At 41.9% G+C, this 23,272-nt stretch carries 14 protein-coding genes and 1 pseudogene; 3 read left to right on the forward strand and 12 right to left on the reverse strand.

Going from position 1 to position 23,272, the window contains the following annotated elements; genetic code table 11:
• The first annotated feature begins 47 nt into the window (after nucleotides 1-47).
• Nucleotides 48-1,691 (forward strand): chaperonin GroEL, encoded by a 1,644-nt coding sequence (gene groL, locus PVV64_RS06185; protein ID WP_273760254.1) that lies wholly within the window; start codon nucleotides 48-50, stop codon nucleotides 1,689-1,691.
• 170 nt (nucleotides 1,692-1,861) lie between these two features.
• Nucleotides 1,862-2,096: pseudogene (gene groEL, locus PVV64_RS10515) on the forward strand (chaperonin GroEL); the annotation flags it as partial.
• Nucleotides 2,097-2,202: 106 nt separating this feature from the next.
• Here groEL and PVV64_RS06190 read toward each other — a convergent pair.
• Nucleotides 2,203-2,583 carry a helix-turn-helix domain-containing protein gene (locus PVV64_RS06190; RefSeq protein WP_273760255.1) on the reverse strand — a complete coding sequence of 127 codons (381 nt, stop codon included), beginning with the start codon at nucleotides 2,581-2,583 and terminating at the stop codon, nucleotides 2,203-2,205.
• Nucleotides 2,584-2,979: 396 nt separating this feature from the next.
• Entirely contained in the window at nucleotides 2,980-3,393 is a 414-nt protein-coding gene (locus PVV64_RS06195) for a helix-turn-helix domain-containing protein (RefSeq protein WP_273760256.1), read from the reverse strand.
• 1,194 nt (nucleotides 3,394-4,587) lie between these two features.
• On the opposite strand from PVV64_RS06195, the gene PVV64_RS06200 reads away from it, so the two are divergent.
• Nucleotides 4,588-4,920: a zinc ribbon domain-containing protein YjdM gene (locus tag PVV64_RS06200; protein WP_273760257.1), complete on the forward strand. Its 333-nt coding sequence runs from the start codon at nucleotides 4,588-4,590 to the stop codon at nucleotides 4,918-4,920.
• A 635-nt stretch (nucleotides 4,921-5,555) separates the two neighbouring features.
• Here the strand turns inward: PVV64_RS06200 and PVV64_RS06205 are convergent.
• The 10 genes from PVV64_RS06205 to traG all read right to left on the reverse strand — a co-directional run bounded on the left by PVV64_RS06205 (nucleotide 5,556) and on the right by traG (nucleotide 23,176).
• Nucleotides 5,556-6,134 (reverse strand): NifU family protein, encoded by a 579-nt coding sequence (locus PVV64_RS06205; protein ID WP_273721007.1) that lies wholly within the window; start codon nucleotides 6,132-6,134, stop codon nucleotides 5,556-5,558.
• A 50-nt stretch (nucleotides 6,135-6,184) separates the two neighbouring features.
• Nucleotides 6,185-6,676, reverse strand: coding sequence for a universal stress protein (locus tag PVV64_RS06210; RefSeq protein WP_273760258.1), 492 nt, complete (start codon nucleotides 6,674-6,676; stop codon nucleotides 6,185-6,187).
• A gap of 24 nt (nucleotides 6,677-6,700) precedes the next feature.
• Entirely contained in the window at nucleotides 6,701-7,771 is a 1,071-nt protein-coding gene (gene trpS / locus PVV64_RS06215) for a tryptophan--tRNA ligase (protein ID WP_273760259.1), read from the reverse strand.
• Nucleotides 7,772-7,850: 79 nt separating this feature from the next.
• Complete coding sequence (gene murJ / locus PVV64_RS06220; protein WP_273760260.1) at nucleotides 7,851-9,422, reverse strand: murein biosynthesis integral membrane protein MurJ; 1,572 nt, start codon at nucleotides 9,420-9,422, stop codon at nucleotides 7,851-7,853.
• A gap of 1,372 nt (nucleotides 9,423-10,794) precedes the next feature.
• Nucleotides 10,795-13,710 carry a BID domain-containing T4SS effector gene (locus PVV64_RS06225; protein ID WP_273760262.1) on the reverse strand — a complete coding sequence of 972 codons (2,916 nt, stop codon included), beginning with the start codon at nucleotides 13,708-13,710 and terminating at the stop codon, nucleotides 10,795-10,797.
• 250 nt (nucleotides 13,711-13,960) lie between these two features.
• On the reverse strand, nucleotides 13,961-15,361 hold the full coding sequence (locus PVV64_RS06230; RefSeq protein WP_273760263.1) for a BID domain-containing T4SS effector: 1,401 nt from the start codon (nucleotides 15,359-15,361) through the stop codon (nucleotides 13,961-13,963).
• A 323-nt stretch (nucleotides 15,362-15,684) separates the two neighbouring features.
• Entirely contained in the window at nucleotides 15,685-17,235 is a 1,551-nt protein-coding gene (locus PVV64_RS06235; RefSeq protein ID WP_273760264.1) for a BID domain-containing T4SS effector, read from the reverse strand.
• Between the two features lie 303 nt (nucleotides 17,236-17,538).
• The gene (locus PVV64_RS06240) at nucleotides 17,539-18,780 is read right to left on the reverse strand and encodes a BID domain-containing T4SS effector (RefSeq protein WP_273760265.1); all 1,242 of its coding nucleotides are present in this window, start codon (nucleotides 18,778-18,780) and stop codon (nucleotides 17,539-17,541) included.
• A gap of 299 nt (nucleotides 18,781-19,079) precedes the next feature.
• On the reverse strand, nucleotides 19,080-20,678 hold the full coding sequence (locus PVV64_RS06245) for a BID domain-containing T4SS effector (RefSeq protein ID WP_273760266.1): 1,599 nt from the start codon (nucleotides 20,676-20,678) through the stop codon (nucleotides 19,080-19,082).
• 581 nt (nucleotides 20,679-21,259) lie between these two features.
• Nucleotides 21,260-23,176 carry a Ti-type conjugative transfer system protein TraG gene (gene traG, locus PVV64_RS06250; RefSeq protein WP_273760267.1) on the reverse strand — a complete coding sequence of 639 codons (1,917 nt, stop codon included), beginning with the start codon at nucleotides 23,174-23,176 and terminating at the stop codon, nucleotides 21,260-21,262.
• Between the last annotated feature and the right edge of the window lie 96 nt (nucleotides 23,177-23,272).

The following is a 23,272-nucleotide window of genomic DNA, read 5'->3' on the forward strand; positions in this document are numbered from 1 at the left end:
AATTCTTCCATTTTATATTATTTGAGATAACTCCAAGGAGAAATTAAATGGCTGCTAAAGAAGTCAAATTTGGCCGTGAAGCGCGGGAGCGTTTGTTGCGCGGTGTTGATATCCTTGCTAACGCTGTAAAGGTAACCCTTGGCCCTAAAGGGCGCAATGTGGTGATCGATAAATCATTTGGTGCACCCCGCATCACAAAAGATGGTGTATCCGTGGCAAAGGAAATCGAACTAGAAGATAAGTTTGAAAATATGGGTGCGCAAATGTTGCGTGAAGTTGCTTCTAAAACCAATGATATTGCTGGGGATGGAACAACAACGGCAACGGTTTTGGGGCAAGCTATCGTACAAGAAGGTGTAAAAGCCGTTGCTGCGGGCATGAACCCAATGGATCTTAAGCGCGGAATTGATGCTGCTGTGGATGAAGTGGTGGCAAATCTCTTCAAAAAAGCGAAGAAAATCCAAACTTCCGCAGAAATCGCACAAGTGGGAACAATTTCCGCAAATGGTGCTGCTGAAATCGGCAAAATGATTGCTGATGCCATGGAAAAAGTTGGCAATGAAGGTGTCATTACCGTGGAAGAAGCAAAAACGGCTGAAACAGAATTAGAAGTCGTTGAAGGTATGCAGTTTGATCGTGGATATCTTTCTCCTTACTTTGTCACCAATGCTGAAAAAATGGTGGCGGATTTGGATGATCCTTACATTCTTATTCACGAAAAGAAATTGTCTAATCTGCAATCTCTTCTTCCTGTGCTTGAAGCTGTTGTGCAGTCTGGCAAACCACTTCTTATTATCGCTGAAGATGTGGAAGGTGAAGCTTTGGCAACACTCGTTGTCAACAAGTTGCGCGGTGGTTTGAAAATTGCTGCGGTGAAAGCACCAGGATTTGGTGATCGTCGTAAAGCGATGCTTGAAGATATCGCAATCTTGACATCTGGTCAGGTTATTTCTGAAGATGTAGGTATTAAGCTTGAAAATGTCACTTTGGATATGCTTGGTCGTGCGAAGAAAGTGAATATTTCTAAAGAAAATACCACGATTATTGATGGTGCTGGACAAAAGGCTGAAATTAATGCACGCGTCCATCAGATCAAAGCTCAGATTGAAGAAACAACTTCTGACTATGACCGTGAGAAATTGCAAGAAAGACTTGCTAAGCTTGCTGGTGGTGTCGCTGTTATCCGCGTTGGTGGTGCAACAGAAGTTGAAGTGAAAGAAAAGAAAGACCGCGTTGATGATGCCTTGAATGCAACACGGGCTGCTGTGGAAGAAGGTATTGTTGCTGGTGGTGGAACCGCTCTGTTGCGTGCTGCAAATGCACTGACTGTTAAAGGAAACAATCCTGATCAAGAAGCTGGTATTAATATCGTCCGTCGTGCTCTTCAAGCACCAGCACGCCAAATTGCTACCAATGCCGGTGAAGAAGCAGCGATTATCGTTGGTAAAGTGTTGGAGAATAATGCTGATACCTTTGGTTACAACACCGCAACCGGTGAATTTGGTGATTTGATTGCTTTGGGAATTGTTGATCCTGTGAAGGTTGTGCGTTCTGCTCTGCAGAATGCTGCTTCAATTGCAAGCCTTCTGATCACAACTGAAGCGATGGTTGCTGAAACGCCAAAGAAAGATACCCCAATGCCTCCAATGCCAGCTGGCGGAATGGGTGGAATGGGCGGAATGGATTTCTAATCTCCTTTCCTAAAGAAAAAAAAGAGACGGGCCTATTGGCCCGTTTTTTATGCTTTTCTCTATTTCATAATCGGTAAATTTGTTTTGCTTGCTGCGACAATTGGTGGTCTGGAGTTGTGCTTTCTGCTCTGCGGAATGCTGCTTCAATTGCCAGCCTTCTGATCACAACTGAAATAATGGTTGCTGATAGTAGAGTCGCGTTGTTGCGTGTAATAATGCGCTGACTGTTAAAGGAAAAAATCCCGATCAAGAAGCTTCATAGCATTTACTGTATTCTCCAAGCATCAGCACGCTAAATTGCCATAAATGCCGGTGAAGAAGCTGCGATCGTAGCAAAGTGTTGGAAAATAATGCTGATACCTTTAGTGCAACATCGCAACCGGTGGATTTGCTGATTTGCGTGCTTTCAAAAATTGGTGATCGTGGTGCGTTTTATTCCTTGTAGAGGATGTGCTTATTAAAATACGCGAAAAACAACAGCATGCGGCAATGTACACTCTAGAGCGTTACGTTAAAAGTTTTCATTTGGCTCGGAGAGCAGCTGTAAAATTGCTTTGCGTTTCATCGAGGTGAGAACACGAAATCTTTTGAGTAGCAGATATTCTTCTCTGCTGGAGATGACTTCATCATGATGGGTGGGAGTATGTTGTTGTGTGAAGAGATCAGCGTAAAAAAAGGCAATAGGAACATTTAAAATATCGGCAATTTCCTTTAAACGCCCAGCTCCAACACGATTTAATCCTTTTTCATATTTTTGAATTTGCTGAAAGCTTACTCCTAAAGCATGTCCTAATTGTTTTTGAGATATTTTCAGCATGTTTCGTCTGAAGCGAATTTTTTTGCCAACGAATTGATCAATGAATTTGTCGTTATGAGGATTTTTACTTTGCATTTCCCCTCCCACCGGTTGCGAGCGCCCTCGCGTTGGTATTCCGGGAGTAACAAGCACTGACCTCGAATCAGCATTTTGCTTTTAGTGCTGGTAAGCACTTGGACATAGCAAAATCTCCCGGAATCCCGGGATACCCGCAAAGCGGGACAAATCTATGTATCGAGGTTTCGGGCTTGTCTTCCCTATTGGTCGCTGCGTATACGACCAAAACATCCTTTAATTCATAAAGTAATTTCAGGAGATTGGCAATAAAAATGAACACAGCCTTGTGATGGCGTGTTTTGCATGCAATCAAGCAGTGTGTTGTTCATTCAATTAAAAAACATTCATAAGAAGATTGTCCAAAACGGACGTATGACTACTGATGAACAAAGCCTGTGGGGCGCGCGCATGATTTTAAAAGTTTTCATTTGGTTCAGAGAGCAGCTGTAAAATCGTTCTGCGCTTTATCGTGGTGAGAACGCGAAATCTTTTGAGCAGCAGATATTCTTCTCTGCTTGAGATGACTTCATCATGATGGGTGGGAGTATGTTGTTGTGTGAAGAGATCAGCGTAAAAAAAGGCAATGGGAACATTTAAAATATCGGCAATTTCCTTTAACTGCCCAGCTCCAACACGTTTTAATCCTTTTTCATATTTTTGAATTTGCTGGAAGCTTACTCCTAAAGACTGCCCTAAGTGTTTTTGAGACATTTTCAGCATGTTTCGTCTGAAGCGAATTTTTTTGCCAACGAATTGATCAATGAATTTGTCATTATGAGGATTTTTACTTTGCATTTCCCCTCCCACCGGTTGCGAGCGCCCTCGCATTGGTATTCCGGGAGTTTGAAAGCACTGAGCTTAATCAGCCTTTTGCTTTTAGTGCTGTAACAGCACCTGGACATAGCAAAAGCTCCCGGAATCCGGGAGATACCCACAAAGTGGGTTTATTTTATGTATTAAGCTTTCGGGCTTTCAAATACCTATTGGTCGCTGCGTACACGACCAAAACATTTCTTAACTCATAAAGTAATTTCAGGAGATTGGCAATAAAAATGAACACAGCCTTGTGATGGCGTGTTTTGCATGCAATCAAGCAGTGTGCTGTTCAAATTGTTCTCTTCGTTCCCCAAAATCATGATCTCAGGACTGCGTTTGTTGAGAGGATTCATAATCCTTGGGTTTAATGGTCAAGCCGCTTACGGGGCGCTTAATAGCGTTCTTGAACAATAATCAAACGGATTGTTTTGTCCTTCTCACACACCTGTGACATTATGATGATAAGAGCAAGCCTCGTATGGCGCTAAAACATGGTATTGGAAAATTTTTACGCCATTTTATTCTAGAGGTTTTAGGCGTTAGAGCTATGCGGAAATAAAACCAGCTTTGACCAAACACTGATACAAACAAATAGGGTAACAAAAATATCAGTTTCTTCAAATCTTTCCTAAAAACCAAATCAATAAGCGAGAACACTACGCCCTCTCTTCCCTACAAATGCTATAGGAGAACTTTTCAAGGAGAGTTCTCTCATGCAAATGATATCTCTAAAGTGCATTGATTCATGAAAATAATGATGACTTCAATTTGAATTTTCTTTCCACATATCTTAAGTTTCTTACATTTTAAGTTCTCTTGAGAGAAAGCAAGGAACCATCCCTTATGTATGCTCAGTGGGAGTGGTATATTACATCAAAATTCTTTATGATAAGCCGTGAAATGCTTGTTTATGAACACTAGTCTGTTATCCAGTTATGTCGTGAAATTCCATTCTTTAGGCAGGGCATATAAAGTTTATGCATAGGGTGTTTTGTTAAAGCATAGGGTGATACGAAGTGCTGAGCTTTTCTGTGGAGCCTATGAAATATCGCCCTTTAGAGCGGTGCTATGAAGTGCTTACTTATTACGAGAGGAGGAGATAGCATTGAAAAAGAGAGCTGTTTTTTATGAGACAATAGACAAGGAATACGGATTGCTCTATGAGCACTCAAAGAAATGATTTTTCTTGAAGAAAAGAGGGCAACTATGAACCAATATCCTCCATGTCCGCATTGTAGTGGTCTTTATACTTATGAAGAGGGTGACAATTTTGTTTGTCCTGAATGTGCCCATGAGTGGCCACAAAAGAGTGAAGAGCTTGTTTCTGATGCCGTTTACGATGCTCATGGTCAGATTTTGATAAATGGGGATAGCGTTATGGTGGTCAAAGATCTGAAAGTTAAAGGTGCTGCATCCGTTCTCAAAAGTGGTACAAAGGTGAAAAACATTCGCCTCGTGGAGGGAGATCATAATATCGATTGTAAGATTCCTGGAATTGGTCAGATTGGCTTAAAATCTGAATTCGTGAAAAAAATTTAGTGTAGAATTTGTAAAGCATTTTCCCTTTGTTAAAGCGCCTCTGTCAAAGCGGATACCAGAATTTAGAGATTTAAAACAAAAACTGTTCAATTCTTTTTAAATCTTTTAAAGAAAAGGCGTACTTTAAGAAAATAGACTCCAATGTTTTGTGGTGGTTTTCTTTGTCAGAGCATCATGCTGGTATCTGCATTCTTGCTACCAGTTTAAAATGCCTACCTACTCAAAATGCCTACCTACTCAAAATGATTGTAAAAGCTCTTAGCATCTGAGACAATCTATAGGTATTTTACTTATTTTCTTAAAGTTTTCACCCTTACACCAAGCTAGTTTATGGACATGTCAGCACATGGTTGATTGCTTTTTTCTCAAGAGGATTTGAAATGTAAGAAACTTGCGATATGCGTGGCTTTTAATTCAATACGATGCCATGTGAAAGAATTATCTTTATAAATCAAGCTACTGTAGAGATATCATTTGCATGATAGAACTCTTATCGAGAAAGTGCACCTATGGTGTTTAGGGTGAGAGAGGGCGTAATGTTCTTGCTTGCCAAGTTGGTTTTTGTAAGAGAGTTCTAAGAAGTAATGTTTTTATTATCCTGTTTGTTTTTATCAGTGCTTTATCAAAGCTGGTTTTTATTGCGGCATGGCTTCAACTCCTAAAACCTCTGGAATAAAATGGCGTAAAAGATTTTCAATACCATGTTTGAGTGTTGCAGTTGAAGAGGGGCATCCAGCACAGGCACCGCGCATATTGAGGTAAACAATACCGTTTTCAAAGCCACGAAAAGTAATATCTCCACCATCATTGGCAACGGCTGGGCGAACACGCGTTTCAAGGAGCTCTTTAATTGTTAAGACGATATCAGCGTCTTTTTCATCATAAAATTCTTCGTTAAGGGCGTGGGCTTTTGCCCCTATTACAGCGTTGCTGGCGATAACGGGGTCACCAGAGAGAAAATGCTCCATAATGGTGCCTAAAATAACCGGTTTGAGATGTTGCCATTCACCCTCTTTTTTGCTCACAGTGATAAAATCATAGCCTAAAAAAACACCATTAACATTGGGAATGTTAAACAGTTTCGCAGCTAAAGGCGAATTTTTAGCGGCTTCTTCACGATCACGGAATTCTAATACGCCCTCAGAAAGAACCACACGACCTGGCAAAAATTTCAATGTTGCAGGATTGGGAGTAGCTTCAGTTTGTATAAACATATACGCTCCTTTATTATGAGGGATAAAATTACTCTATCCAAATAGTCTTTTTAGGCAATCGATTCAATATCTTCATCAGCAAGATTGCTTGGAATAATGGTGACGGGAATAGAAAATGCTGTCCCTCGGTTACCAATTAATTGGATAAGTGGTCCTGGTCCCTCTGTGTGTCCACTGGCTGCTAAAACTATAAGGGCGATTTCTTTATCCTCATCGATCAATTGGGCAATCTCATCGATTTTCTTACCCTCACGCATCATGATTTCTGTTTCAAGTGCGTGGGTCGTGCGTATATCATTGGCAATTTCACCCAACATTTTATGGGCATTTTCTGTCGATTCCGTTCGCATAACATCATTGACACCCAGAAAATGTTGAAAGTCTACAGTGTCAACAACACAAAGTAATACCAATGTTTTCTTGGTGTTTTTGGCATGGTGTGCGGCAAAAGCAACAGCACGTCGACATTCTGGAGTTTCATCGATAATGACCAGAATTTTCTTCTTATGATCTCTTTTACGATCTTTTTGCTTAGAAACCATGCTTTTCTCTCTCTTTTATTTCTTTTAAGTATCATGCAAAAATCCAACAATTTCACGGACTTTTTTCATATTTTTTTCTGCCAGAACACTGGCACGTTGTGCGCCATCGTGCAAAACAGAGTCAATATAAGTGCTGTCTTGATGCAAACGACGCAGTTCCGCTGTTATGGGGGCAAGCTTATCGACAGCAAGGTCAGCTAAGGCTGTTTTAAAAAGCGAAAATTGTTGTCCCGAAAACTCTTTAAGAACCTTTTCTTTGCTGACTTGGGCAAAGGCTGCATAAATACCAAGCAAATTATCAATTTCTGGTCGTCCTTCTAGCTCGGCAAGGCTGTCAGGAAGAGGGGCAGAATCCGTTTTTGCTTTGCGTATCTTTTTGGCAATAAGATCAGCATCATCCGTTAAATTAATGCGCGAAAAGTCTGAAGGATCTGATTTTGACATCTTCTTTGTTCCATCGCGCAACGACATAACGCGCATGGCCGTTTCCCCTATGAGGGCTTCTGGTATTGGGAAGAAAACGTGTTTTTTTTCATCACCTATTTGTATTGAAACAGCAAAATTCAACTCTGCAATGCGTTGAGCATAGTCGTTATTGAATTTTTGTGCAATATCGCGTGTGAGTTCAACATGCTGCTTTTGATCCTCTCCTACCGGAACATGCGTGGCACGGTAGAGTAAAATATCGGCTGCCATGAGACTTGGATAAGCAAAAAGCCCAAGAGATGCTTTTTCACGATCTTTTCCTGCTTTATCTTTAAATTGTGTCATGCGCTGCATCCAACCAATGCGGGCAATGCAATTGAAAATCCAAGCAAGTTCAGCATGTTGAAAAACCCGAGATTGGTTGAAAATAATGTGTTTTTGAGGATCAATCCCGGCAGCTAAAAACGCTGCTGTGACGGCTCTGGTTGATTCAATTAGGCTTTGTGGATCTGGATTGACGGTGAGTGCATGCATATCCACAACGCAATACAGGCAATGATAGGATGTCTGTAGTTCAACCCAATGTTTGATGGCACCAAGATAATTGCCAAGATGGAGGTGACCACTCGGTTGTACGCCGGAAAAGACAAGCGGTGTGAAAATATCCATAGGAGAGTTCTTTCTCTTCAGTAAAGTTATTCGTTTTATGGTTTGTGACAAAGCATTTTTCTCAAAGCAAGTTAAAAGATCATAGGCGTTTTTTGAAATTTTTGAGGGTGAGAAAAAAGGAACGTGTGTCCAGTAAAAAATAGGCACTTACATAGACCACGAATAGAACAAGCATGATCCCGATCAAAGTGCTGGCACGCAAGAAAAAAGACGCTTGTGAGGATAAAGGGTAAGATAAAAAACCAAGTATATCGATAAGATAATAAAGAACTCCAGCACTCAAAAGAGTGATAATCATCAGACAAACAATGCGTTTTATCAATTGTGCATCATATTTCCAATAACCGCGTTCGATAAGCACGCAACAAAGCAACAGGGTGTTCACCCATCCAGAGGTAATTTCGGCAATAACAATGCCGCGTGCGGAAAGGAAAGGGAATAATATTAAGGCAAGATTGATATTGATGAAAACACTAACGCCGGTGAAAATCATCGGTGTTTTGGTATCTTCATGTGCAAAGAAATTAGGGATAAACACTTTAATGAGGACAAAAGCTGGGAGTCCTAGTCCGTAAAGTTCAAGCAATTGTGCAACACGCTGGGTGGATTCACTGGTAAATTGTCCACGTTCAAAAAGCAAACTGACAATGGGAGTGGAGAGCAGGAGAAAGGCAATGGTGGCAGGGAGTGTTAACAATAGGGTTAATTCAATAGAGCGATTTTGTAAATCGTGCGTTTCTTGGTGTTTTTTGCTGCGTAGAGCCTTGGTTAATTCTGGTAAAAGAACAGTGGCAATGGCAATTGCTATCACACCTAGGGGCAATTGATAAAGACGATCCGCATACATTAAAGAGGATACTGCACCCGATTGACTGGAAGCAATATTGGTATTGATGAGCAGATTGATCTGTGTAATGCCCCCCGTGATGGCAGCAGGGAGTGCTAGAGTTAAAAGTTTTCGCACATTGGGACTAAAATGAGGGCGGCGGAGAAAAATTTTCATGCCACTTTGACGCAAAGCAACAGCAATTAAGGCGAGCTGGAGAATACCTGCTGCTAAAACACCCCAAGAAAGATTTAAGCCAATATGCCAAGCGTCAAGCTGATAAATCCAAGCATAGGCAAGCACGCTTATTAAAATAAGATTGAGAAAAAGAGGGGCAATGGCTGCAATAAAATAGCGTCGCAAGGCATTGAGCATGCCGCCCATCATGGCTGCCAAAGACATGCATGTGAGATAGGGAAACATGATGGCGGTAAAATGAATGGTGGCGTTAAATTTCGTGCTATCTTCGGCAAAACCTGGTGCAATAATTGTTCTTACCAAAAATGGCATGCTTAATTCCATGGCAATGGTTAAAAGTAACAGTAGTGTAAAGAGAACACCAAAGACTTCTTCGGCAAATTTGCATGCGCTCTCTTGACCATCTTCGGTAATTTTTTTTGCAAAAAGAGGAACAAAAGCTGCATTAAAGGCACCTTCAGCAAAAAAACGACGAAATGTATTGGGAAAACGAAAAGCCGCATTGAATGCATCGGAAACAGGACCCGTTCCCAACGCCGCAGCCATCAGCATTTCGCGTATAAAGCCAAAAATACGGCTCATCAGGGTGCCAGAAGCAACAGTGGCAAATTTTTTAAATAGGATCATAAAAACACATTAGGACTGTCATGAAAAAGAGGTGTTAAATAAAAACTCTGTTAGATCATAAAAATCTGATCAGTATGTTAATAAAATAATACATTTCTTAAGACGTTTTACGGCGGTATTTATCCTTCTGTCAATAAGAGTGCATTGATATTCTTTGGGCTGTCTTTGTCATGGTGACATTTCCATTCTCTAGATAAAAAAACAAAGTTTCTTTTTCCTTAATGTAAAAAATATGAGTCATATAATACGTGGAAGAAAGCGTGAAAGAATGGGAAACCAATGGAATTTTTTACTTGAGCAGTATGTGGTTTCTTTATTGTACGTTATGCTATCATATTGATTTGCATATCATTATGATCATTCAATGTTTTTATAAAAGAGAAAGCTTCGTAGACTGTTTGGAATCGTTAAACAATGCTTTTTATATTATATTGATTTATAACGATCATTTGTTGTTTTGTATATTGAATGAGAGAGAGCACCGAATATGGGGTTCTCTCATTGCACATCTTCCTTATGTTCAATCAATCAAGAGCATTCGCTTGCACATTACAAGTGGGGTTGGCGTGTGAGTAAAAACTGTACAAGGGGTAAAAATACCTCTTATGAACTGTCTTAAAGCAGCTTTATCGTGTAATATTGGGAGCTGGCAAAGATAAATGATGGTGTCGGCTTGCTTTTTCACAAGCGTAAAGAGAGTGGTGCTCAAGGTTTATCGTTATACCATTCACGCATGACGCTTACGAAAGAGGGTTGTGGATTTTAAGAATTAAAGCAAGCGCATGAATATGCAACTCAATGGCATTTGTCTTACTGCTTTAAGATACTTAAAAGTTTTTATCTGTGCATAAACAGATTGCCTCTCATTTGTTGAGTATTTTTCATCCTTCCTCTTTTAAATATGCATTTTCTACATTTCTATAAAGCTATGTTCGTTTACATTTTCTCCTCTCTATAGCAGGTAATTGATGGAGGAAAGAGGCATGACTGTGAGCTTGCTTGAGATAGAGCTCAAACATTTAATCTTATGTTTTTACGCACTTGGCTTTACACCGTGGAACATTTTACTGCCGTTCTTTTGCTTGTTCTCTATCATGAGAACATTGTTTTTTCATATTTCTGGGTTGGTTATGCAATATTGATTGTTGAGCACCTTGCTCTCTGGATAAAAGAAATTTGTTTATTTCTGAGAGTTGCCGGTGCAATGTTTGTGTTATGCAATATTATTGGGAAATTTTCTTTGTCCGTGAAAAGTAAATGAGGGGGGATATTTTGAGTGCTCTTTGCCATGTTATTCTACAATATTTTTTGGCGCAATCCTTTTACAAAGATTGCACCAAGAAATGAGATTCAAAACAAAAGATTATGAAGTTTAGCCGCTTAAAGCCATGGCTTTTGAGGATTCCGTTTTCCGAGATCGAGCGGCTTGAAGACTTTTTTCTGCTTGCATAGATTTTTCAGAAGCCTCTTGATGCCTGTCCCTTGCTGAGCGTTCAGGTGTTTGAGGAGATTCTGAGAGGCTTTGCTGTTTTTGCATGCTTTGCTCTTGCTGCGAAGATTGTCCTTGGAGTTTTTGTTGCTCCTCATGCGTCTTTACAATCTCTTTTCGTACTTTTTTTATAGTTTCTGTATAATGATCAATAGCAGAGCATAGAGAAGGAATAGCCTCTTCAGCATGTTTGCGTGCATCGTTTTTTATACCAAGCATTTGCCTTCCAGAAAGGGAAGCAAATATTTTAGGATAGTTTGCCACTTGCCATGAGAGCTCTTCGCCTAGAACAGGAATTTTTTGAATATCTTCAGCCTGATATTTAAAAACAAATGGGTTACCGTAAACAATGTTAGAATGATTGTAGACTTCTATGAGAGCACGTTGAACAGAGAGATCACTTTGAACTTTTGCTGCGATTTCCTTAAGCGAGAGAGAGGATGGGGATTTCGTTTGCGGTGCTCTCACCATGCGTGGTCGAACTGCTTGTGGGCTTTGTTCTGTTTGCATAGAGGTTCCAGAAATTCCTTGATGCTGGTGCGTTGATGAGCGTTTAGGTATTTCAGGAGATTCTGAGAGGCTCTGCTGCCTTTGCGGGCTTTGCTCTTGTGGTGGAAGCGGTGCACGGCGTTTTGTTTGTGTTGGAGAAGAAGACGGCGCCCCCTCTTGTCTTTGTTGTTCGGGGAGGCGCGTTGTTCGTGGCTTCGCGCCTAGCTTTTCCCAGTGCGCTTGCGAGGGGGATGCAGCAGCTGCTTGATGCTGTTGCGTTGATGAGCGTTTAGGCACTTCAGGAGATTCTGAAAGGCTCTGCTGCCTTTGCGCGCTTTGCTCTTGTGGGGGAGGCGGTGCATGACGTTTTGTCCGCGTTGGAGAAGAAGACAGCGCACTCTCTTGTCTTTGTTGTTCGGGTGCTAGCGTTGTGCGTGATCGAACTGCTTGTGGGCTCTGTTCTGTTTGCATAGAGGTTCTAGAAACTCCTTGATGCTGGTGCGTTGATGAGCGTTTAGGCACTTCAGGAGATTCTGATAGGCTCTGCTGCCTTTGCGCGCTTTGCTCTTGTGGTGGAAGCGGTGCACGGCGTTTTGTTTGTGTTGGAGAAGAAGACGGCGCACTCTCTTGTCTTTGTTGTTCGGGTGCTAGCGTTGTGCGTGGTTGAACAGTTTGTGGGCTCTGTTCTGTTTGCATAGAAGATTCAACCCTTGCTTGATGCCGGTGTGTTGATGGGCGTTTAGGCAGTTGAGGAGCTTCTGAGAGGCTCTGCTGTTGTTGCCTGCTTTGCTCTTGCTGTGGAGGCTGTGCATGGCGTTGTTGTTTTGCCTCTTGGCTTTGTGAAATGTTTTCTTTTGCCTGTTTTATTGCCTCTGCATAACCTTCTATGGCTTCACCCAGACGTGGAAGAGCACTTTCAGCCTGTTTGCGTGCTTCACTCTTTAGACTATAGAGGCTGCGACCAGCAAGTTTACCAAATGTATCAGGGTGTTCTGTCACTTGCCATGCAAGATTTTCTGCCATTTCGGGAACTTTTTGAATTTCTTCAAGTCTATACTGTAAAATATTCGCGTCGCCATAAGCAACGGTGCACCAATAGATGATTTCTGCGTGACAATATTGAACCATTGAGCTGCTTTGAACTCTGCGTGCCATTTCCTTTTGCGAAAGGGGGCCCATTTTTTGTTCAGCTTTACGCGGCTTTTGTAGATCTTCAGCCATTTGCCTGAGGTCCATTGACGATCTACGGAGTGTTTGTTCTGCTCTATGGCCTTGCAAAATATTTCCTCTTACCTGCTTTACAGTCTCAGCATAATTTTCAAGGGCAAGACACAAGGGGGTAATATTCTCTTCAGCCTCTTTGCGTGCTTGATTTTTTACACCAAGAACTTTTTTTCCGGCAAAATTTCCAACCAGTTTAGGATTGGCTGCAACTTGCCATGAAAGACTTTCCCCAAGAATAGGATTTTTTTCAATTTCCTCAAGTTTTTCCTGAAAAATATTGGGGTTGCCATAAACGGTTTCAGATAAAGCTTGGATTTGATCTTTACAGGCTTGGATCAATGGACTGTTTTTAATTTTTAAGCTCATTTCCTCTTTTGAGAGAGAGACGGTCATTCCTGATGACGCAACTGTTGCATATATGGGGTGCTCTTGTTCAGTGATTGCACCCCGTCTTTGTCTATTGCTGGTGGAAGGTGGTGTCTTTATCTCAAGCTCTGCGTATATGGGTTCATTGTCTTGTGCTTGTGTGGGATTTTGCGCCCGTGGTGCTGCTTTTGGGGTAGGGGTTGCATAAGGGGATTCCCCTTGTTGTTGTTGCTTAACAGAACCACCTCTTGTGCGTGGGGGCTTTTGTGGTGCGGGTGTGGCGTATATGGGGTCATCACCTTGTGTTGTTGTGGGATTTTGCGCCCGTGGTGCTGCTTTTGGGGTAGGGGTTGCATAAGGGGATTCCTCTTGTTGGTGCTGCTTAACAGAATCAACTCTTGTGCGTGGGGGCTTTGGTGGTGCGGGTGTTGCGTATACTCCTTCATCTTCTTGTTTTTGTTTTGTGAGTAGCTCTTTGTCTCTTGCACGCGGTGGTCTTTGTGGCGGAGTCCTTCCCTGTGTTGTTTGGCTTTGTAACTCCTCGCTTGTCTGAGGGGTGTGAGGTGTTGTCTCTCTTGTATGAGAGAGGTGTTCTGGACGTTTGGTTTGGGATGGTTTTTGCGTATTTTGGGCAGGAGGCGTTGCTATAGATTGTTCATTATTTTTTTCAAATGCTGCTACCAAGTGTGCTATAGAAGGGGAGAGTTTTTGTTTTTTCATACAAGCTTCCTTTCAAGCTGTTTCACTATTTGTTTTGCAAATCTTCTTAGTGCATTCTTCACCTTTCGTTTTGGTGCCCAATTGAATGATTTTAGCTTTGCGTTGTTTATGGGTTGATGATTGATATTGTCGTTTCAATCATTGAGGGTGATGATGGGGAGTGTTTTGATAAAACCACACCCCTTTTGGTACGAACCCTTTGTCAAGATTGCACCAAGAACCAAAATGAAAAGTCCACAGGGATGCATCGTTAACTGGCAAGCGCCATCCCTTTGGATGATGTTGTTCTACGTGGTCTCACATCTTGGGCTGGTTCTTGTGTATGCCGAGAAGGTCCAGCAGTTTCCTGATGTGATGTTGCTGCTAAGCTTTCAGGCGGTTTAGCAGAGCGTGATAATTGAGGAGAGCGTGAAAATTCTTGTTGTCTCTGCAAGGTTTGAGACGTCTGAGCAGTCTGTTCATGTTGTTGTTGTGCTGTTTGCTGTTGCTGGCTTTGTGTAAGCCCCTCCCGTACGCTTTGTACAGTATTTGCATAATTTCCCATGGCGCTTATTAAGTGTGGAAGACCTGCTTCAGCATGTCTTCGTGCTCTGTTTTTTAAGTTACCGACGCCAACACCGGCATAGCGACCAAAAGACTGGGGAGATTCCGCAATTGACCATGTGAGCTCTTCTACCAGAGTGGGATTTTCAAAAATTGCTTCAGTTTGTTGTTTGAAAAGATCAGAGTTGCCAAAAACAACGTTACACCAATAGTTGATTTGTGCATGGTGCTTTTTGACCATGGGGTGTTGTTGTGTTCTCTCAGAAATATCATCATTTGATAGAGAGGCGGAGGATCTTTCAGAAGAATGGGGATTTTGCAAGATTCTGTTTACAGCTTCCTTGCCCATTATCTCTTCATAGTATGGAAGCACTGCTTCTGGGGTCATAGACAAATCTTCTCTTACAGTTTTTACAGCTGCTACGTAAGAATCGACCAAGCCACAAAGGGTGGGTAAATTGTTATTTGCGTGTCTGCGTGCACTACTTTTTATGCCAAGCATTTTTTTGCCGGCAAATTTATGAATCCTTTCAGGATCTTCTTTCATGTGCGTGGATAAGTCCTCTCCAGTAGAAGGATTTTTTTGAATCTGCTCTAATTGTTTTCGCAAAGCATCTGAATTGCCATATACTTTTTGGCAAAAAGTTTGAATTTCTTCTTCATACTCGCGTACCAATCGGCTGTTTTTCAGGAGTGCCGTAATTTGCGCTTCAGAGAGGGCCAGTCTTGTTCTTGGCGAAGCTGCTGTTGCAGCGGGTGTTTGTTCTTCTCTTGCAACGGGTTGTGTTTGCTCGTTTTCTTCTGCTATAGGAGAAAGTCCGCTTTGTGGAGCAACGGCCGTGTATATAGTTTGACTTGGCACTCTTTCGGCATATCTACTCAGTGTGGCTGTGGATCTTGTCGTCACCGTTGCATATATCACATCATCTGGAGTTGTCGGGCTTGATTGTTTTTGCCCTTTTGCTTTCGAGGAAGAAGACGATTCTTGGCGCTGTTGGGCAGATGGTGTGGAGGGGAGAGGTTGGTTTGCTACTTCTGCGGCTGCTTTTTCATAAAGTGCTATGAGTTCTTTTACTGAGGGAGAGAGGGAGGATTGATGTTTCTTCATGCATGTTTCCTTTTCATATTTCGAGAAAACCTCTTTGGTGCATTCTTCCCCTTTATTTTTATAGTTTTTATACAAAAGAAGAGATCAATGGGAATAGCCTCCAAAGACTTGCGCTATTCGCTCTCTTTATAATCGACATTTATGTCTTTAATACAGTTTTTTTGTGAAATTTTATCAATAAGTTATATAAAATTGCCTGCTCTTTTTTGACAATTTTTTTTGTAACATTTCATAACAATTTTTTGGTGCAATTGCTTAATTGCAATCATACCCAAAAATTCGTTAAAAGGAAAAAATTTATGTGTTGTTACATAACGGTACGCTTACATAGCAAAAGCCATTCCTTCTTTGCTATGTTCGGGACTCTGTCTGCCTCGCCTCTGCCGCTCTGGAGACTCTTGTCCTCTTTCTTGTGAGTGATCATGATGACGACGGCGATGATGATGGCGATGACTGTGTTCTTGCTCTTCTTGATGTTCTCCTCGCTCATATCTACGCCCTCTTTCCTGCTCACGGGTCAAATTCTTGTGTAGTTTTTGTGCTTTGACTATATGTTCTTCAAGAGCCTCACAAAGAGAGCCAAAGGCTTTTTCAGCTTCTTTGCGATCTGGGCTTTTTATGCCAAGGAATTTTTGACCCGCAAGTCTACCAGGTCCTTTGGGGTTTTCTAAAAGCTCCCATAGGGCTTCCTCTGCATTTTCAGGATCGTTAAGAACCTTAGAGAGGTGTTCACCCAAAGCAAATTTGTTACCATAAACAGTTTGGCACAGTTTTTGGATTTTCAACACACCATGTTGTAAGTCTTGGTCTTCTGCCATTTTTATCTTAATCTGATCTTGAGGTGTTCTTGGAGGGAGGGGGGGCCTGTCTGTGCCAGCACCCTCATAGAGGGGATTATCTAGGCGTTGAGGGTCGTGTCCACCTACTGCACCTTCACCCATAGCTTGTTCGAGTGAACTATTTTGCGGTTGAAAGTTTGGATCTCTTCCTAGGGGATTACTTACTCTATAGGGGGGTACGAGTCCTGGGGCAGTTTCTGGTGGGATTTGGGGTGCATAGACGGTTTCTTCTGGTGGTCGTGAGGAGCGTCTTCTCTGTGCTTCCTCGCCAATTTCCTCATAGAGATGTGTTTCTGGATCTTGGGGAGATTGTCCACCTACTGCGCCCATAGGTTCGTAGAGGGGATTTTCCCATTGTTGAGAGTCTTGGCTCTCTCCTAGATCCTGTTGATAAGTTACTGCATAGGGATCTAGGGGGTCTGAGGGAGTTCTCCTCTCATGAGCTCCCTCGCTCGTTGCTTCATGGATATATGTTTTTGATCCTTGGGGGGATTGTCCGCCTACTGCACCCATAGGTTCGTAGAGGGGATTTTCCCATTGTTGAGAGTCTTGGCTCTCTCCTAGATCCTGTTGATAAGTTATTGTATAGGGGTCTATAGGGTCTTGGCTAGCTCTCTCTCTCTGTGCTTCCTCACCAATTTCCTCATAGAGATGTGTTTCTGGATCTTGGGGAGATTGTCCACCTACTGCGCCCATAGGTTCGTAGAGGGGATTTTCCCATTGTTGAGAGTCTTGCCCTCTTTCTAGATCCTGCAAATCCGTTACCATATAGGGGGATACGAGTCTTTGAGGAGATCTCCCCCCATGTGCCTCACCACCAACGGCACCATGGGCAGTTTCTGCTGGATTTTGGGGTGCATAAACAGTTTCTTCTTGTTTTTTGGGGGGCTCTTTTGGTTGTTTATTAACCTTTGCATAGATAGGTTCTGGATTAGAAACTCTTTGGTTAGAAGTTCTTTGGTTAGAAGTTTCTAGGTTTTCAAAGTGTCTTATTAATTCACTTACGGGGGTCGAGGGGAAAGGTTTTTTCTTCATGAAATATTTCCTTTTAGGCTTTTAAATATACCTTAGAAAATTTCTTCAGTGCATGCCGTACTTTATTTTACATGGTAATGGCTTCCGAAGATGCGCTATTCATGGATGAGGCTAATCGATATTTATGTCTTTAATACAGTTTTTTTATGAAATTTTATCAATAAGTTATATAAAATGACGCGCTCTTTTTTGACAATTTTTTGTAACACTTCATAACAATTTTTTGGCGCAATCGCTTGCTTGCAACCGCGCCAAAAAATTCGCTAAAAGGCAAAAATTTATGTGTTGTTACATCATGTAGGCTTACATAGCAAAAGCCATTCCTCCTTTGCTCTGTTCGGGACTCTGTCTGCCTCGCGTCTGCTGCTCTGGAGAATGTTCTCCCCTCTCTGGTGAGTGATGACGATGATGGCGACGATGATGACCGTGTTCATGCCCTTCTGGACTTGCCTCTCTCGAATGGCCACGCTCTCTTTCTTGCTCACGGGTCAAATTTGCGTGTAGCTTTTGTGCAGTTTGTATATGTTTTTCAAGAGTAGAACAAAGGTTGCCAAATTCATTTTCAGCCTCTTTGCGGGCTGGGCTTTTTACGCCAAGTACTACTTTTCCTGCGAGTCTACCAGCGCTTTCAGGATTTTCTGCCAAGCCCCATAGGATCTTGTCTCCTCCTTGGGGATTATTGAGAATATCGGCAAGTTGTTCATTTAAAGCATGCCGATTACCATAAACAACTTGGCATCGTTCTTGGACTTCCAATAAAGTATATTGGAATTCTGGGTTTTGCATCATCTTTGTTCTAATTTGATCTTGCGGCGTTCTTGGAGGGGGTGTTGTTCTGCCTGTGCCAACGCCTTCATAGAGGGGATTGGCTTGTTGTTGAGGGGCTTGTCCACCTGTTGCGCCCCCGCCAACGGTTGCATAGACAGACTCTACCGGCTTTGTAGGAGAGCGCCCACCATTTGGACCAAACTCAAGCTCTGCATAGAGATGTTCTGGTGATTGAGGATTTCGCCCACCCTGTGCACCTCCGCCAACGGTTGCATAAACAGACTCTACGGGTTTTGTAGGAGAGCGTCCCTTTGGACTCCAGTCGAGCTCTGCATAGAGATTTTCTTCAGGCTTTCGCCCACCTCCTGCACCCTCGCCAACACTCTCGTAGAGGGGATTGTTTCGTTGTTGAAAATCAGGATCACTCCCTAGCTTGCTCAAATCACCTATTGCATAGGGATCTACTAGTTTTGTGGCCTTTTGTCCATTACTTGGATTCTCAGGCAGTCTGTCATAGGGATTGCCTAGTGGCTTTTGGGGTGCATAGATCCTTTCTTCTGGGTATGGGGGAGCAGCTTCTTGTGCTCTTTCTGGTGCTCTTGGGGATGCATAGGCAGATTCTGCTGGTCCTTGAGGGCGCTGCTGTTTTGGTGATTTTTTTACTTGTGCGTAAAGGGGTTCTGGGCTAGTGGCTCCTTGTTCTTGTAGGTTTTGTTGTTCAAACTGTTGTCTTAGTTGATCTACAGTGTTAGAAGGGGACGCTTGATTCTTTTTCATGCATGTTTCCTTTCAATATTTGAGAAAACCTTTTTGGTGCATTCTCCGCCTTTATATTTTGGCTCCTTTATACAAAGCAAAATATCCATTTAAATGACCTCCAAAGACTTGCGCTATTCAGGAATGAGGATAATCGACATTTATGTCTTTAATACAGTTTTTTTGTGAAATTTTATCAATAAGTTACATAAAATTGCTTGCTCTTATCTGATAATTTTTTTTGTAACATTTTATAACAATTCTGAAGGCTCTCAAGAGGGAATGCTGCGCATAAGGGGATGAGAAAAAAGGGGAGCTGTTTAGCCGGTGAGAGCTAGGGATGAGGAGCGGCTCACTTTAAGGCTGCGCGCCTGACATTGTGCTTCTCTGGTGAGGCTTACGGTGCTGGCAATTTCTTTTGCTTTGCTTTCCGATATGCCAAGCAGGCAAGCAAGTCTTGTATAATCTTTTTGCTCTATGGCTTGACGATCTTCTGGTGATAGACGATTGTGTAATTGGCGTGAAAAACCGTGGAGTTGTTGTTGTAGGGCAGGAGAACGAGACAAAGCATTTTTTTGTTGTTCTACTGGTAAAGCAAAAAGGTCTTGTAGGTCTTTACTTGGTTTTGCAACAGATTGGCTCAAGCGATTTTGTTCTCTTTCATATTGTTCTAGAATTTCCTCCTTTTTTTGTTGTGCGGCTGTGCCATAATTTTTGAGTGCTTCACTCAGCTGTAAAATATGATTTTCTGCTTGCCTGCGTTTTGGACTTTTCAGACCACATATTTTGATCCCTGCAAGCTTAGAGACTGATTGCGGTTCTTGAGAAATTTGCTCGGCAAATCCTTGTCCCAAGCTTGGATCAGCAGTGATCAAATCCATTTGTGATCTGAGGACTTTCTTGTTGCCATAGACGCGCTTTGATAAGCGTTGGATGTCTCTTTGGCTTGCTTCAACGAAGGGATCGCTTGTAACTCTTGCGAATACTTCTTCATTGCTGAGAGGTGCTAATGTTTCTTTGGGAATGAGTGTTTCTGTTAAATTTTCTACGTTTGATTTTGCAAAGCAAATGGATGCGCCGTTTTGTAATGTCTTTACTTGTTCTGGGGTGAGATCATCTTTGGGCGCGACAACGAAAGCATCATCCACCTCTATGACAAAACCTTCTGCTCCTGCACCTCTATAGATGCCATTATAGATTTCACCTTCTTTTGCTGCTACAACAAGACGATTGTTGATTTCTCCAAGTCCAGCGTTCCGCATGTTGGAGATGAACTCTTTTAAAAGCTGTGCTTTTTTTGGATGGGTCATATCTTCAAAGAGATGATGCATCGGTTCTGGATTACTACGCTGCATGGCTTGAATACTGGCTTGGGTTAAGCGCTCATGTGTTATCACAGAGAAATCAATGTTATGACCTGCAACTTGTCCAAGTTTTTCCATAAACATTCGTTGTACACGCCCATTGCCTTTTCTAAAAGGATGGGCGTGGTCGAGAAGCATATAAACGTGAGCCGCATTTGCAGCAAACTCTTGGCGCGATAAGCCTTGTAAATTGTTCTTTGTATGCAGTATTTTCTCTAATTGTCTCAATTCTTTTTGAATCTGCGCCCCTACGGCAAAAGGAACTTCATGGCCTTTGGGGCGCATGGCTGGCATACGGGCTGTAGAGCCATCTGCAAAGGTAAAAGATTTATCACGTGTCTGGCCTGCCCACTCAAAACTTTTATGGAAAAGGCTCCAGTGAATTGTTTTGAGGTAAGCGGCGTCAAGTTTTGGAGGAGCTGGTTCATAGCGAAAGTTTTCCGCTTCTTTGGCTGCATCACGGGCAACACGGTCATACAGTTTTTTGGGGTTTTTAATGCCATATTTATTTTTTAGGGTTTTGGTGTTTTTATACAGATAATTCTGCTCTAGCATCTATTTTCTCCTTAGAGGATAGGGGTTGGTGATGAGGGCGTGTTAAACTTTTTATGTAAAAAGTTCCCTTTCGCGTATTCTTGTGAAAGATTGGGCAGTTGGCATCATTTCCTGGCCTACAGAAAGGTAGTGTTTGCTTCCTTTGTCGGGGTGTTTTTATAATTTTTTCTGTGAGAGGGAGAGAAGAGCTGGTTCGCGTTGTTGTGAATGCAGGTTGCTTTCGTGTATTTGGGGAAATGTTTTTTGAGAGTCTTTTTCTTTTCTGTTGGTCAGGCTGACAAAGGCAAGTTTGTCGAGGTGTTTTTTTTGCCAAAGCCCCTTGATGGAGCTTTGGAGCATGGGATTGCTGGTCATGATTGCTAGCATTGTTTTGGTTTTGCGGGCATTTTTTATAAAAACCAATAGCGTTGGGAAGTACGCGCATAAAAGCCATGTTCAAAGATTTTTCTCCCCCATATTTTTCTTGTTGGAGCATGTGAGATTCCTTGTAAATTGGCTTTTTTAAATAAAATAGATGTCTTTATCCTTTGAGAGTGTTGCTCTTGTTTTTATGATCATTCCTCATCAAGAGGTATTTTTCATTATTTCTTTGCTTTTGGAGCAAAACGGTTTTTTTCAGCAGCTGCTAACATTTCTTTTCTTCTAAAATAGATCGCACGACCACATCGTAAAGGGGGTTGCCCTTGCATGAGAATGATTTGTTCATCTTGACGCATCTCTTGAATAATTTCGTGGGGTAAAATCAGCGCTCTCTGCTGATAATTAATGTTGTAAGAGCTCTGTCCTAAAGACAAGCCTCTCGATTTGTTTGTTCCTGCAACCTCAACGGTCATTTGACCACAGCGCTCTGAAATATCTTTGGCTGTTTGCAGGTCTTTAATGGCGGCATAACTGACAAAGGAGCAACTTTCAAACCATGAGCGTGCACCTGATTCTCCAAAGTGATTGACCAACTGACCGGAGGATTGGTAAAAGAGCATGAGCGAAGTACCATATTTACGACCACGATCGCGTGCCTCTTCTAAAATATTCATATAACCAAGAAGATCGACTTCGTCTAAGACAAATAAAACACGTTTTTTATAGTTTCCATCAGCTGTAATCATGGCATTTAAAAAAGCACCAATAATGACTCGTCCAATTGCTGGATAACTGTTCAAAATGCTGGCAGGGAGATTGAGAAAAACGTCTGTATTGCCATTTGTAATATCTGAGGAGGCAAAATCATTGCCACAGACAAGATCAGCATAATTGGACAAAGAAAGCCATTGGGTGTCTTTTGAAGCTGTTGTGTAGACACCTGAAAAGGTTTGCTCTGCCATTTCCGTGAAAATACCAACCATTTCACGAATAAAAGGAGAAGGTGTCGTTTCTTGAATCATGCGTAATTGATTGACAATAGCTGTTTCTGATTGAGACAATATCTCACGCAATGTTTTTAAGGTACGCTCATGGTCCTCATATTCATCAGAAAATATGACATGTGCAAGAAGAGCTGTTAAAAGATTATGCGCTTGTGTCGAGAAATATTCTGCCGAAGAATTATCTGATTTTTTATCCGAGAGAAGCAATTTGGAAAAACCCACAATATTGGCTTCACGTTGTGGACGTGGGACACTGTCGTCTAAAAGCCAATCAAGGACATTAAAGGTTTTTGTTAAAATGGAATTGGGATCAAGAACAATAACATTTCTATTGCCCATTTTTTTCCGTGCAAATCTCACCATTGGGGCAACTTCGGTGGAAGGGTCAAGGCAAACAATAGAGCCTGGATAGGTCAAACAGGTTGGAACCACTGTGCTGGTTGTTTTGTAGCCACCAGAACCAGCAAAAAAAATCATATGGGTTGAACCAAAATCAAGATTAAAGGTGAGGAGGGGAACTTTTCCACCTTTTCCCCACGTCATCTTATTGCCAGGTGCAAAAGGAATATTACACACACTGTCTTTATCAACACGGTATCTCTCTCCAACAACAATTTGGCCGTTGGCAGGAAAAATTTTAGCTGCCTCTGTTAACTTCATCCATGAAGCATCACCGAAAACGCCTTTTTTGGCACGCTTGACCTTGTTCTTGTATGGAGAGGCTGTAATAAGTTGCACTGATAAAAGGGCGAAGCTGATGATGATACCAAAGACAACCATGGGGTCCATGAACTTGAGGGCATAACTCCAAGTTATCCCTTGTTGACCAACATAAGGACTTAAGCGTTGTATCTCTCTGCCAATATGATAGAGAGCGGTGATGCAAAAAAAGACAGTTGAGACAAATGTAATTGCTTTGCGTAGATACAGTTTTTGGGAGAGACTATAAAGCAGCGATATGCTGGTAACCATAACCAGTGTTAATAAAGGTTCTGAACGAATATACCAATAAAGTTGCGTGCTATCCAGCCCATTTGTGGCAAAAGTCAATAAATGAGGAATAAGGAATATTGTTAAAATCCCTAAAGCAATTGGCGCTAAAATAAGCGCCATCTGTGTTTTTGTATATTTCATTTGTATCTGACTCTCAGTTTTCTCCAGATCTGGTGTCATCCATATTTTACGGTGACAAGGTTCTAAACAGTTTGCCTCTTTCACGCTTTGAGAGAA

The organism is Bartonella sp. ML70XJBT.G (genome assembly GCF_028618575.1).
Lineage (GTDB): Bacteria > Pseudomonadota > Alphaproteobacteria > Rhizobiales > Rhizobiaceae > Bartonella.

Coding starts and splice junctions, on each gene's coding strand:
- PVV64_RS06195 (WP_273760256.1), bottom strand. CDS start 3,393: ATGCGAGGGCGCTCGCAACCGGTGGGAGGGGAAATGCAAAGTAAAAAT.
- PVV64_RS06245 (WP_273760266.1), bottom strand. CDS start 20,678: ATGCTAGAGCAGAATTATCTGTATAAAAACACCAAAACCCTAAAAAAT.
- PVV64_RS06230 (WP_273760263.1), bottom strand. CDS start 15,361: ATGAAGAAACATCAATCCTCCCTCTCTCCCTCAGTAAAAGAACTCATA.
- PVV64_RS06225 (WP_273760262.1), bottom strand. CDS start 13,710: ATGAAAAAACAAAAACTCTCCCCTTCTATAGCACACTTGGTAGCAGCA.
- PVV64_RS06240 (WP_273760265.1), bottom strand. CDS start 18,780: ATGAAAAAGAATCAAGCGTCCCCTTCTAACACTGTAGATCAACTAAGA.
- trpS (WP_273760259.1), bottom strand. CDS start 7,771: ATGGATATTTTCACACCGCTTGTCTTTTCCGGCGTACAACCGAGTGGT.
- PVV64_RS06210 (WP_273760258.1), bottom strand. CDS start 6,676: ATGGTTTCTAAGCAAAAAGATCGTAAAAGAGATCATAAGAAGAAAATT.
- PVV64_RS06235 (WP_273760264.1), bottom strand. CDS start 17,235: ATGAAGAAAAAACCTTTCCCCTCGACCCCCGTAAGTGAATTAATAAGA.
- PVV64_RS06205 (WP_273721007.1), bottom strand. CDS start 6,134: ATGTTTATACAAACTGAAGCTACTCCCAATCCTGCAACATTGAAATTT.
- murJ (WP_273760260.1), bottom strand. CDS start 9,422: ATGATCCTATTTAAAAAATTTGCCACTGTTGCTTCTGGCACCCTGATG.
- PVV64_RS06190 (WP_273760255.1), bottom strand. CDS start 2,583: ATGCAAAGTAAAAATCCTCATAACGACAAATTCATTGATCAATTCGTT.
- PVV64_RS06200 (WP_273760257.1), top strand. CDS start 4,588: ATGAACCAATATCCTCCATGTCCGCATTGTAGTGGTCTTTATACTTAT.
- traG (WP_273760267.1), bottom strand. CDS start 23,176: ATGAAATATACAAAAACACAGATGGCGCTTATTTTAGCGCCAATTGCT.
- groL (WP_273760254.1), top strand. CDS start 48: ATGGCTGCTAAAGAAGTCAAATTTGGCCGTGAAGCGCGGGAGCGTTTG.